This window comes from Pararhodobacter sp., assembly GCF_034676545.1.
Taxonomy (GTDB): domain Bacteria; phylum Pseudomonadota; class Alphaproteobacteria; order Rhodobacterales; family Rhodobacteraceae; genus Pararhodobacter.
On sequence record NZ_JAUCBZ010000015.1, the window covers coordinates 1,889,619 to 1,901,663 of the forward strand.

General features: G+C 62.3%; 10 protein-coding genes and 2 tRNA genes. 5 read left to right on the plus strand and 7 right to left on the minus strand.

From position 1 onward, the window contains the following. Positions 1 to 23: 23 nt before the first annotated feature. Together VDQ28_RS12860 and VDQ28_RS12865 are read left to right on the plus strand one after the other, a co-directional pair. Complete coding sequence (locus tag VDQ28_RS12860; protein WP_323036313.1) at positions 24 to 425, plus strand: universal stress protein; 402 nt, start codon at positions 24 to 26, stop codon at positions 423 to 425. Between the two features lie 33 nt (positions 426 to 458). Then, positions 459 to 845 carry a hypothetical protein gene (locus tag VDQ28_RS12865; RefSeq protein WP_323036314.1) on the plus strand — a complete coding sequence of 129 codons (387 nt, stop codon included), beginning with the start codon at positions 459 to 461 and terminating at the stop codon, positions 843 to 845. On the opposite strand, the gene VDQ28_RS12870 is transcribed toward VDQ28_RS12865, so the two are convergent. Then, the gene (locus VDQ28_RS12870; RefSeq protein WP_323036315.1) at positions 842 to 1,336 is read right to left on the minus strand and encodes a YdcF family protein; all 495 of its coding nucleotides are present in this window, start codon (positions 1,334 to 1,336) and stop codon (positions 842 to 844) included. The two genes, VDQ28_RS12865 and VDQ28_RS12870, sit on opposite strands and share 4 nt — an antisense overlap. Before the next feature lie 148 nt (positions 1,337 to 1,484). After that, complete coding sequence (gene uvrB / locus VDQ28_RS12875) at positions 1,485 to 3,668, minus strand: excinuclease ABC subunit UvrB (protein ID WP_416349378.1); 2,184 nt, start codon at positions 3,666 to 3,668, stop codon at positions 1,485 to 1,487. A gap of 197 nt (positions 3,669 to 3,865) precedes the next feature. Between uvrB and VDQ28_RS12880 the strand changes: the two genes are divergently transcribed. Beyond that, the gene (locus tag VDQ28_RS12880; RefSeq protein WP_323036317.1) at positions 3,866 to 4,177 is read left to right on the plus strand and encodes an ETC complex I subunit; all 312 of its coding nucleotides are present in this window, start codon (positions 3,866 to 3,868) and stop codon (positions 4,175 to 4,177) included. Positions 4,178 to 4,362: 185 nt separating this feature from the next. On the opposite strand, the gene VDQ28_RS12885 is transcribed toward VDQ28_RS12880, so the two are convergent. Both VDQ28_RS12885 and VDQ28_RS12890 read right to left on the minus strand, forming a co-directional pair. After that, positions 4,363 to 4,437: transfer RNA gene (locus tag VDQ28_RS12885), tRNA-Gly, on the minus strand. Between the two features lie 177 nt (positions 4,438 to 4,614). Next, positions 4,615 to 4,689: transfer RNA gene (locus VDQ28_RS12890), tRNA-Gly, on the minus strand. 275 nt (positions 4,690 to 4,964) lie between these two features. Between VDQ28_RS12890 and VDQ28_RS12895 the strand changes: the two genes are divergently transcribed. Beyond that, positions 4,965 to 5,201, plus strand: coding sequence for a hypothetical protein (locus tag VDQ28_RS12895; protein WP_323036318.1), 237 nt, complete (start codon positions 4,965 to 4,967; stop codon positions 5,199 to 5,201). 133 nt (positions 5,202 to 5,334) lie between these two features. After that, a complete protein-coding gene (locus tag VDQ28_RS12900) occupies positions 5,335 to 5,859 on the plus strand; it encodes a PhnA domain-containing protein (protein ID WP_323036319.1) in 525 nt (174 codons plus the stop codon). 109 nt (positions 5,860 to 5,968) lie between these two features. Here the strand turns inward: VDQ28_RS12900 and VDQ28_RS12905 are convergent, their stop codons facing one another. The 3 genes from VDQ28_RS12905 to typA form a co-directional block, all read right to left on the minus strand. After that, entirely contained in the window at positions 5,969 to 9,412 is a 3,444-nt protein-coding gene (locus VDQ28_RS12905; RefSeq protein ID WP_323036320.1) for a pyruvate carboxylase, read from the minus strand. Positions 9,413 to 9,515: 103 nt separating this feature from the next. Then, positions 9,516 to 9,926, minus strand: a complete 411-nt coding sequence (locus VDQ28_RS12910) for a hypothetical protein (protein WP_323036321.1) — start codon at positions 9,924 to 9,926, stop codon at positions 9,516 to 9,518. Between the two features lie 200 nt (positions 9,927 to 10,126). Next, a complete protein-coding gene (typA, locus tag VDQ28_RS12915) occupies positions 10,127 to 11,947 on the minus strand; it encodes a translational GTPase TypA (protein ID WP_323036322.1) in 1,821 nt (606 codons plus the stop codon). Positions 11,948 to 12,045: the final 98 nt, after the last annotated feature.

Genomic DNA, 12,045 nt, shown 5'->3' on the forward strand with positions numbered 1-12,045 from the left:
GGCGTGAAGAAAGGGAGGCTTCTATGTATCACAACATCCTCGTTCCCGTCGCCTATGAACCGGGTTTCGACACCAAGCGCGAATTGGCCACAGCCAGGGCGCTGCAAGCGGCGGGTGGCCGTATCACCCTGCTTCACGTCATGGATCCTGTGCCTTTTTTCGCCATCAGCTACATGCCCGAAGGCTGGCGAGAAGAGCTGATCGCCGCCATCAAGGCCGATCTGAGCGCGCAATCGGCGGATTTGCCCGGCGCCGGTGTTGAGGTCGTCGAGGGCGACGCAGGCCGCGCAATCCTCGATTGGGCCAACGCCGAAGGGGCAGATTGTATCGTTATGGCATCACATCGCTCCGATCCGGGGCTGTTTGGGTCGACGGCGTCTTGGGTCGCACGCCATGCGCCCTGCGCGGTCCATCTCATCCGCTGAACGTTAAAACCTGATAAACAAGGAGGTGTCTAAATGCGTAAACTTTTAGCCATTGGGCTTGCATTCATGGTGGCCGCGGCGCCGCTCAGCGCGCAGTCGTTTCTGGGGTCGTATTCCGCATGGATCGGCCCGCAGGATCTGAACAACTCGCGCGGCGTGCGGTTGTGGGAGCCGTCGCAAATCATCCGGCAGGACCGCGCCAATTTTCACCGTTTCAACCGGCGCGATTCGGGGGATGGCGGGGATCCGTGGTTCGCCAACGCCAACGCCCGCGCCTCGTTGGAGCGCGCCGTGGCCCGCATTGCCTTCACGCCTTATCAGCGCGATCTGATCGTGCAGGGCGGGACATGGGTGCAACTGGATATCTATGGCTGGAATGGTCAGCAGATCACCAGTGTGAACATGCAGATCTGGCGTTAACGAATACGCAGCAGCGTCGCGATCACGGCAAACGCCTCGCGTCCGCTGTGCGTCAGCCATTGCCGTGGGCCGACCGCCGTGGCCCGCGGCGTCGAGACGTCAGCCGGCAATCCCACCTGCCAGGCGATCAGCCGGGCGCGTGGTTTGTGATAGGGGTCGGTTACGATCACCACGGCTGAGGGCTTGAGATCCTTCAAGATCGACACCGCATTTTCGAGATTTTCGCGCGTCGTGGTTGACCGGGACTCCGACACCAGTGACGTCGGCGGGATCCCGGCGTCGCGGCAGATTTCAAGGACCACGTCGGCTTCGCTGGGTGGGTGTTTGCCGATGCCGCCACAGGCCAGAATCAGGTCGACCGCGCCAGCTTTGTACAAGGCTATGGCATGCTGCGCGCGTCTTTGGAGTGTCGGTGAAGGGCGCCCATCAGGCCAAACCGCGGCCCCCAGAACCACCGCGACCCGCGGGCCGTTTTCGCTCAAGGCAAGCATTGTTTTTCCGATGTCGCGCGGTCACCAAAGCCCGGGTTTTGCCATAATGTATGACATTCAGCCCATTGCCGGGCTGTTGGCTGAAATAATGTCTGGCATTTAATGTCATACAATAGCGTCAAGAACAAAGTAATTACCAATCAATATCTTATCGCTTACTTCTCTTGCGGGCTGGTGACCCTGCCTTACCACCCGTTGAACGGCCTCGCGATTTGACGGCCTCACCCACCGCGTTTTCTACGGCGGATTGACGTGCCAGAGGATCGTCCGCGATGGCCAGCTCGACCGCTTCCAGACGCTTGACCTCATCACGCAAGCGCGCGGCTTCCTCGAATTCCAGGTTCTCGGCGGCTTTGCGCATTTCGGTTCGCAAGGCCTCAAGATGCGCGGCGAGGTTGGCGCCAATCATGGGGGCGTCAAGTGTCGCGGTTACACGGCTTTGATCCGTATCGCCCTGCCAGAGCCCCGCAAGGATATCCTCGACGTTTTTCTTCACCGTCGTCGGCGTGATCCCGTGTTCGATGTTATAGGCCAATTGCTTTGCCCGGCGGCGCTCGGTCTCATTGATCGCGCGCTGCATCGACCCGGTGATCTTGTCGGCATACATGATCACCCGGCCCTCGGCGTTGCGCGCGGCGCGGCCGATGGTCTGCACCAAGGACGTTTCCGAGCGCAGGAAGCCTTCCTTGTCGGCATCCAGAATCGCGACCAAGCCACATTCCGGAATGTCCAACCCCTCGCGCAACAGGTTGATGCCGATCAGCACGTCAAACGCGCCGAGGCGCAGGTCACGCAGGATTTCAATGCGCTCGATGGTGTCGATATCCGAGTGCATGTAGCGCACGCGGATGCCCTGTTCATGCAGATATTCGGTCAGATCCTCGGCCATGCGCTTGGTCAGGGTGGTGACCAGAACGCGCATCCCGTCCTGCGCGACGCGGCGAATTTCATCGAGCAGGTCATCAACCTGCATACTGACCGGGCGGATCTCGATCTTGGGGTCCAGAAGGCCGGTCGGGCGGATGATCTGCTCGGCAAAGACACCGCCCGCCTGCTCGAGTTCCCAGGCCGAGGGGGTGGCGGACACGAACACGGATTGCGGGCGCATCGCATCCCACTCCTCGAATTTGAGCGGGCGGTTGTCCATGCAGGACGGCAGCCGGAACCCGTATTCCGCCAGCACCGATTTGCGCCGAAAGTCGCCCTTGTACATGCCGCCGATTTGCGGCACGCTGACGTGGCTTTCGTCGGCAAAGACAATCGCGTTGTCGGGGATGAACTCGAACAGGGTGGGCGGCGGCTCACCCGGCGCGCGCCCGGTCAGATAGCGCGAGTAATTCTCGATCCCGTTGCACACGCCGGTGGCTTCCAGCATCTCAAGGTCGAAATTGCAGCGCTGCTCCAGTCGCTGGGCCTCCAGCAATTTGCCCTCGGCATTCATCCGTTTCAATGTCAAAAACAGCTCTTCCTTGATGCCTTTGATGGCCTGCTGCATGGTCGGACGCGGGGTCACATAATGGCTGTTCGCGTAGATGCGGATTTTGTCAAAACTGTCAGTTTTCCGACCTGTGAGCGGGTCGAATTCGGTAATTGCCTCCAATTCCTCGCCAAAAAACGACAATCGCCAGGCGCGGTCATCCAGGTGTGCGGGCCAGACCTCGACCACGTCGCCGCGCACGCGAAACGCGCCGCGGGTGAAGGCGGCGTCGTTGCGGCGGTATTGTTGCGCGACCAATTCGGCGATGATCTTGCGTTGATCATAGAGATCACCCACCACCAGATCCTGTGCCATGGCGGAGTAAGTCTCGACGCTGCCGATGCCGTAAATGCAACTGACCGAGGCGACGATGATCACGTCATCGCGCTCCAGAAGCGCGCGCGTAGCCGAGTGGCGCATCCGGTCGATGGCCTCGTTTATCTGGCTTTCCTTCTCGATATAGGTGTCCGAGCGCGCGACATAGGCTTCGGGCTGGTAATAGTCGTAATAGGACACGAAATATTCGACGGCGTTCTCGGGGAAAAACCCCTTGAACTCGCCATAAAGCTGGGCGGCGAGGGTCTTGTTCGGGGCCAGGATGATCGCCGGGCGCTGGGTGTGTTCGATGATCTTGGCCATCGTGAAGGTCTTGCCGGTGCCCGTTGCGCCCAGCAGAACCTGATTGTGCTCGCCGTCCTTCAAGCCTTTGACCAATTCCTCGATCGCCTTGGGTTGATCGCCGGGCTGGAAGGGCGTGTGCAACACAAACGCCTTGCCCCCCTCAAGCTTCTTGCGCTCAGGGGTTTGCATCATCGGCATCTCGGACAGAACGTCGGGGCGGTTGTTGTGCATCAAACTCTCCGGGAAACGCAGGGCGCGCGCGTGCCTCTACAATTGTGCCTATTTTGTTCTTGTTCAAGAGCAAGCTGTCATTCACTGTGACGATGTGCCACGGACGGTTTCGCAACGTGATCTGATAGCGGCGCGGCGCTTTGCGCTTGTCAGCGCGTCGGGTATTGGGGATAAAGCCCCACGCTTATCGGAGGTTTGCCATGCGCGCCCGTATCTATCGCCCCGCCCGCAATGCCATGCAATCTGGCACGGCTCGCACCAAGCAATGGGTGCTCGAATTCACGCCGGGCGAGTCCCGCGTGCAGGATCCGTTGATGGGGTGGACCGGATCAGGCGACACGCAAACGCAGGTCAAGCTGCGGTTTTCGACGCTGGCCAAGGCAGAAGCCTATGCCAAGGCGCAGAATCTGGAATATAACGTCTCGCAGCCCAAGGTGCGCGCGGCGGTTATTCGTGCCAACGGATATGCCGAGAATTTCGCGACCAATCGCAAACAGGTCTGGACGCATTGACCGCATCCCATTGACCGCATCCCATTGACCGCATCCCATTGACTGGCGACCAACCAACCGGGCATCTTGCCCGGTTTTTTCTTGCCCTGCGCGGATAGATCCGCGCCCTTGCCGCGCGCCGCTTGCAACGCAGAAAGGCCGCCCGAAGGCGGCCTTTGTCTGTGTCACCCCGGGGTGTGGTGACTTGGAGCGGGCGATGAGATTCGAACTCACGACCCTAACCTTGGCAAGGTTATGCTCTACCCCTGAGCTACGCCCGCTCTATGGTCGCGACCTAACATCTGACGCGGGCGGCTGCAAGAGTCCGTCGCGCAGTTTTTCCGGGTCATCCAGCGGCGCAGGGCCACGATTCCGCCGCTTGTCATTGGGGATCTCCGGGCCTTCAGAGCGGCATTGCGGGCCATAAAAAAGACGGCCCGAAGGCCGTCTGCTTTTATTGGAGCGGGCGATGAGATTCGAACTCACGACCCTAACCTTGGCAAGGTTATGCTCTACCCCTGAGCTACGCCCGCACTCCGTGAGGGGTGATTAGGCCAAGGTCGCCCTGCCTGCAAGGGGGAAAAATGCCGTCCTCTGATTTTTATCACCTGCAGGGCGGGTGACCTGCGCTGAAAACGCAGCGGCGCAAAGACCCGAACCCACAACGATCACGGCGTTGTGAGACGCGGGGTTCCAACGCATTTTTCCTCTGGAAAAGCGCCATGATTTGGCGCACTTACCGCCGCGAAGCCAGAGGTGGCTTCGACTGCGGTCGTTGTGACCGTAACTTGTCTTTTTGGAGACTGAAATGAACAAACTCGTCCTGACCCTTGCTGCCGCAACCGCTTTCGCAGCGCTTCCTGTTTATGCAGAGACCGCGCTGACCGACGCGAATGCCGATGGGGTCTATTCCTATGAGGAACTGCTGGTGTCTTACCCAGACCTGAGCCAGGCTGACTTTGACGCGGCTGACGCCGATCAGAGCGGTGCTCTGGACGCCGACGAAATCGCGGCTGCCAAAGAAGCAGGCCAGTTGCCAGCATAAGTCTGCAACGCTGCAAGTTCCGATACCTCGGGCCGCCCTTTCGATGCGTCGAAAGGGCGGTTTTGTTTTGCCTGTGTTGCGTTTCATGGCGCTCCGGCCTATGGCAAACGCTGTCTGTGACCCCGAGGATGCCATGCCCAACACTGATCTGCTTGCCCGCGCCGCGGGCGTCTGCGAATTCTGCGGTGCCGCCGAGGGTCTGACCGCCCATGCGCAGCCCCCCGCCGACCCCGTTCTGCTGTGCCCGGTCTGCCGGGGCGAGGCCGACGCGCGCGCGCAAGGCCATTGGCAGTGCTTGCAAGGGGCGGCCTGGTCGGCGGAACCGGCGGTGCAATACGCGGTCTGGCGCACGCTTGGGACCTTGGCAGACCCGTGGGCGGCCGACCTGCGCGAGACGATGATCCTGTCGGATGAGGCGCAGGTCTGGGCCGATACCCCCGCTGCGCTGGAGCACCGTGATTCGAACGGTGTGCTGTTGGCGATGGGCGATTCGGTGGTTCTGGTCAAGGATCTGCCGGTCAAGGGCGGCGGCTTCACCGCCAAGCGCGGCACGGTGGTGCGGGGCATTTCCTTGGTGGCCGACAATGCCAGCCACATCGAGGGCCGCGTCGAGGGGCAGCGCATCGTGATCCTGACGGAATTCGTGAAACGGCGCTGAGCGCGCAACAACCGGAGCTCGCCCACCGCCCTTCAGGCTTCATCTTGCTGTAAATACTCAAAAAAAACCCGCCGATGCCGCCGGCGGCTGTCGTCTGCGGACTTGGTGGCTATTCCAACTCTATCAGCAGGTCCTTGGCGTCAATCTGCGCGCCCGGTTGCACATGCACCGCCTTGATCACCGCCGTGCGGTCGGCGTGCAGGCCGGTTTCCATCTTCATCGCCTCGATGGTCAACAGCAGATCTCCGGCCTTCACCTTCTTTCCGACGCTGACCGCAATCGAGGCCACGGACCCCGGCATCGGCGCGCCGATATGGTCGGGGTTGTTCATGTCGGCCTTGGGCCGCGCGGCGACGCTGGCCTTGACCTTGCGATTCGGCACCCGGATCGTGCGCGGCTGGCCGTTGAGTTCAAAGAACACTTTGACGTCACCATCATCCTGCGTGTCGCCCGTCGTGATCAGGCGGATTTCCAGCGTCTTGCCGGGGTCGATCTCGGCCGAGACCTCCTCGCCTTCCTCCATCCCGTAAAAGAAATTCCACGTCGGCAGGGTGCGCACCGGCCCGTATTGACGATGACGCCCCATGTAATCGAGGAACACCTTGGGATACATCAGATAGCCGTTCAGGTCCTCGTCATCGATCGAGTACCCATCCAGCAACCCCGAGACTTCGGCCCGCGTGGCCTCCAGATCAACCGGTTTCAGGTTTTTGCCCGGGCGCTCGACCGACGGCGCCTCTCCCTTGAGCACCTTGGCGCTGATCCCGGCGGGCCAACCCCCCTCGGGTTGTCCCAGATTGCCCTTGAGCATATCGACCACCGATTCCGGGAACGACATATCCTTGTCCGGATCCTCGACATCGGCGCGGCTCAGACCCTGCGTGACCATCATCAGCGCCATGTCTCCGACCACTTTGGACGAGGGCGTCACCTTGACGATATCCCCGAAAATCTGGTTGGCGTCGGCATAGGCCTGCGCCACCTCGTGCCAGCGTTCCTCCAGCCCCAGACTGCGGGCTTGTGCCTTGAGGTTGGTGAATTGCCCGCCCGGCATCTCGTGCAGATAGACCTCGGAACTGGGGGCTTGTTGCCCGGTCTCGAAGGCCATGTAATGCGCGCGCACCTGCTCCCAATAGTCGGAAATCTGCCGGACCGCGCCCATGTCCAGCCCGGTGTCGCGCTCGGTGTGGCGCAGCGCCTCGACGACCGAGCCCAGCGTCGGCTGACTGGTGTTGCCGCTCAGCGCATCCATCGCCGCATCCACGGCATCCACCCCGGCATCCGAGGCCGCCAGAATCGTGCTGATCGCCGCCCCCGAGGTGTCATGCGTGTGGAAATGGATCGGCAGGTCCACCGCGTCCTTGAGCGCACTGAACAACACCCGCGCCGCCGGGGCCTTGAGCACGCCCGCCATGTCCTTGACGCCCAGAATATGCGCGCCCGAAGCCTCCAACTCGCGCGCCATCTTGACGTAATAGCGTACCGTGTATTTGTGCTGCGCCGGGTCCAGCAGATCGCCGGTGTAGCAGATCGTGCCCTCGCAAATCCGCCCGGTCTCGATCACCGCGTCCATCGCCACGCGCATGTTTTCGACCCAGTTCAGACTGTCGAACACCCGGAACACATCGACCCCGGTCTCGGCCGCGCGCGCCACGAAGGCCTGCACCACGTTGTCGGGGTAGTTGGTATAGCCAACCCCGTTCGAGGCGCGCAGCAGCATCTGCGTCAGGATGTTCGGCATCGCGGCGCGCAGGTCGCGCAGGCGCTGCCAGGGGCATTCCTGCAAGAAGCGATAGGCCACATCAAAAGTCGCGCCGCCCCAGCATTCCATCGAGAACAGCGTCGGCAGATTGGTCGCATAGGCCGGTGCCACGCGAATCATGTCAAGCGAGCGCATCCGTGTGGCCAGCAGCGATTGGTGGGCATCGCGCATGGTGGTGTCGGTGATCAGCACTCGCTTTTGGTCCTTCATCCACGACGCGACACCCTTTGCGCCCTGCGCCTCCAGCAGCGTCTTGGTGCCCGCAGGCGGGGCCTCGACGACGCGTTTGGGCGGCGTCGGCATCCGGGGTTGCGCCTCGGGCTTTGGCCGACCCGCGGTTTCCGGGTGGCCGTTGACCGTGATGTCCGCCAGATACAGCAGGATTTTCGTCGCCCGGTCGCGGCGCTTCTTGAAGGTGAACAGATCGGGCGTGGTGTCGATGAATTTCGTGGTTGCCTGATCGGCCAGAAATACCGGATGTTTCAGCAGGTTCTCGACAAAGGCGATGTTGGTGCTGACGCCCCGGATGCGGAATTCGCGCAACGCCCGGTCCATGCGCGCGATGGCCTCGGTCGGGGTTGGCGCCCAGGCCGTCACCTTGACCAGCAGGCTGTCGTAATAGCGGGTGATCACCCCGCCCGCATAGGCCGTGCCGCCATCCAGTCGAATGCCCATGCCCGTGGCGCTGCGATAGGCGGTCAGGCGGCCATAATCGGGAATGAAATTGTTCAGCGGATCCTCGGTGGTGACGCGGCATTGCAGCGCGTGACCCGACAGCGTGACATCGGCCTGGCTTGGCGTGCCCGTGGCCTCGGCCAGCGTCGCGCCCTCGGCGATGCGGATCTGCGCCTTGACGATGTCGATGCCGGTGACTTCCTCGGTCACCGTATGCTCGACCTGCACGCGCGGATTGACCTCGATGAAATAGAAGGCATCGCTGTCCATATCCATCAGGAATTCGACGGTGCCCGCGTTCTGATAGCCCACCGCGCGGCCGATCTTCAGCGCCAGTTCGCAGACTTCGGCGCGCTGGGCGTCGGTCAGATAGGGGGCCGGGGCACGCTCGACAACCTTCTGGTTGCGCCGCTGCACGGTGCAGTCGCGCTCATAGAGATGGTACAGGTTGCCATGCGTATCGCCCAGCAGCTGCACCTCGACATGGCGCGCGCGCTGGATCATCTTTTCCAGAAACCCCTCGCCGTTGCCAAAGGCGGCTTCCGCCTCGCGGCGCCCCTCGCGCACCCGGGTTTCCAACTCCTCGGGCGTCAGGATCGCCCGCATCCCGCGCCCGCCGCCGCCGTGGCTGGCCTTGAGCATCAACGGATAGCCCACCGCCTCGGCCATGGCGCGGATCTCGTCCATGTCATCGCCCAGCACCTCGGTCGCGGGGATCACCGGCACCCCGGCCTCGATCGCCACATGGCGCGCACTGGCCTTGTCGCCAAGCGCGCGCATCGTGTCGGCGCGCGGCCCGATAAAGACGATACCCGCGGCGACACAGGCGTCGATCAACTCCGGGTTTTCCGACAGCAACCCATAGCCCGGATGGATCGCATCCGCGCCGGATTGCTTGGCGATGCGGATGATCTCGGGGATCGACAGATAGGCCGCCACCGGCCCCAGACCCTCGCCGATCCGATAGGCCTCGTCGGCCTTGAACCGATGCAGGCCCAGCTTGTCCTCCTCGGCATAGACGGCAACGGTTTTCTTGCCCAACTCATTGGCCGCGCGCATCACCCGAATGGCGATTTCTCCCCGGTTGGCGATCAGGATCTTGGTGAAGTCGGCCATGTCGGGTCCTCCGGGGGAACGGTGATGAAACGTGGCCAATTTCTGCAGTGCGGCGCGCAAATTGCAAGGATTTGTTGGGCGCTAACGCAAGAAACCCTCGGAATTACTTGATCAGCGCCTGTCCGTCGCGATCATAGAGCTGCGTGACCATGCATTCGATCAGAAATGGCCGCTCGGACCGGTCGCAAACCGTCTCGCCCACCGACCGGGCAATCGCCTCGCTCGGCAGGCCGCAGATCACCTCGTGCCAATGAATCCCTTCTTGGTGCTGCACGAAGACATCCACCGAAAACCCCGCAGGCTGGCACCAATTGGTTTGCAGACAATCCTCGGCCATGGCCCCACCCTCGACGCATTGCGCGGTGGCGCGGGCAAAGGCCTCGGCGGCGGTCGCACCAAGCGCCATGCCCGAGGCTTGTTCGGGCGCCTGCACAAAGGCAATGCCAAGCGGGCCATCCTGCGCCAGGGCAGGCATTGGCGCGGCAAGGATGAGGGCGAGGATGAAACTGCGCATAACCGTCTCCTGATGGGGCCAACCACCAGCCTAACGCAGTGCGCCCGATCCGCCAAATACGAATTGCGTGACGCCTGCCGCGCCCCGGCGGGTGCGGAAATCCGCCTGACCTGCCGACATCATCTTGCCAAAAATACTCAAAAGAAATCGGCCGGCCCCGCAGCGGGACCGGCCGAGATTCACGACCCGAGGGAAACCCCTCAGCCTGCGGTTTTTGCCGCGCGCTTGCGCTCATGCGGGTCCAGGTGGCGTTTGCGCAGGCGGATCGACTTGGGCGTCACTTCGACCAATTCGTCGGTGTCGATATAGGCAATCGCCTGTTCCAGAGACATCAGGACCGGCGGCGTCAGGCGCACCGCCTCATCGGTGCCCGACGCGCGCACGTTGGTCAGCTTCTTGCCCTTGAGCGGGTTGACCTCGAGATCATTGTCGCGGCTGTGCTCGCCGATGATCATGCCGGTGTACAACTGCTCCTGCGGGCCGATGAACATCTTGCCGCGATCCTCGAGGTTCCACAGCGCATAGGCCACCGAAACCCCGGTCTCCATCGAGATCAGCACGCCCTGACGACGCCCCTGAATCGGGCCTTTATAGGGGGCCCATTCGTGGAACACCCGGTTCAACACGCCCGAGCCGCGCGTGTCGGTCATGAACTCGCCGTGGTAGCCGATCAACCCGCGCGAGGGCACATGCGCGATGATCCGCGTCTTGCCGACACCGGCGGGTTTCATCTCGACCAGATCGCCTTTGCGCGGGCCGGTCAGTTTTTCGATCACCGTGCCGGTGTATTCGTCATCCACGTCGATGGTGACTTCCTCGATGGGCTCCAGGCGTTCCTTGCCCTCGTCGCGGAAAATCACCTGCGGGCGGCTGATCGACAGCTCGAACCCCTCGCGGCGCATGTTCTCGATCAACACGCCCATCTGCAATTCGCCGCGGCCCGATACGACAAAGGCGTCGCCGCCCGGCGTGTCCTCGATCTTGATGGCGACGTTTGATTCGGCTTCTTTGTGCAGGCGCTCGCGGATCACGCGGCTTTGCACCTTGGAGCCATCCTTGCCCGCCAGCGGGCTGTCGTTGATGCCGAAGGTGACGCTGATGGTGGGCGGGTCAATGGGTTGTGCGGGCAGGGCGGTGTCAATCGACAAGGCGCACAAAGTGTCGGCCACGGTGGCCTTGGTCATGCCGGCAATGGTCACGATGTCCCCGGCAATGGCCTCGTCGATGGGTTGCTGGCCCAAACCGCGAAACGCCAGGATTTTCGAGACGCGGAATTGCTCGATCCGCTCGCCGGTGCGCGAGAGGGCCTTGATCGTCTCGCCAACCGTCAGCGTGCCGGTTTCGACGCGCCCGGTCAGAATGCGGCCCAGAAACGGGTCGGCGGACAGGGTGGTGGCCAGCATCGAGAACGGATCATCCTTCTGCGCAAGCTGCTTGGGCGCGGGGACATGGCTGAGCACCAGATCGAACAGCGCTTCCATGTTTTCGCGCGGGCCGTCCAGATCGGTATCGCACCAGCCATTGATGCCCGAGGCATAGAGCACCGGGAAATCGAGCTGTTCGTCATCGGCGCCAAGATTCGCGAACAGGTCGAACACTTCGTTCAACGCGCGATCGGGCTCGGCGGCGGGTTTGTCGACCTTGTTCAGGATGACGATCGGCCGCAGACCCAGCGCCAGCGCCTTGGCGGTCACGAATTTGGTTTGCGGCATCGGCCCTTCGGCGGCATCGACCAGCAGGCAAACCCCGTCGACCATGCTCAGGATGCGCTCGACCTCGCCGCCGAAATCGGCGTGACCGGGCGTGTCGACGATGTTGATACGCGAGCCTTTCCATTCGACCGAGGTGGCTTTGGCGAGGATGGTGATCCCGCGCTCGCGCTCGATGTCGTTCGAGTCCATGACCCGTTCGGTGGTGGCCTGCCCGACGCGGTAAGTGCCCGACTGCTTGAGTAGCTCGTCCACCAGCGTTGTCTTGCCGTGGTCAACGTGCGCGATGATCGCGATATTGCGAAGGTCCATGATATGTTTTCCCGTTCCGTTGCGGGCGCGATAGAGGAAAACGCGAGGATATGCCAGTGCAGACCGTGTCAAGACGTCGCGTTGTGGTCAAACAAACG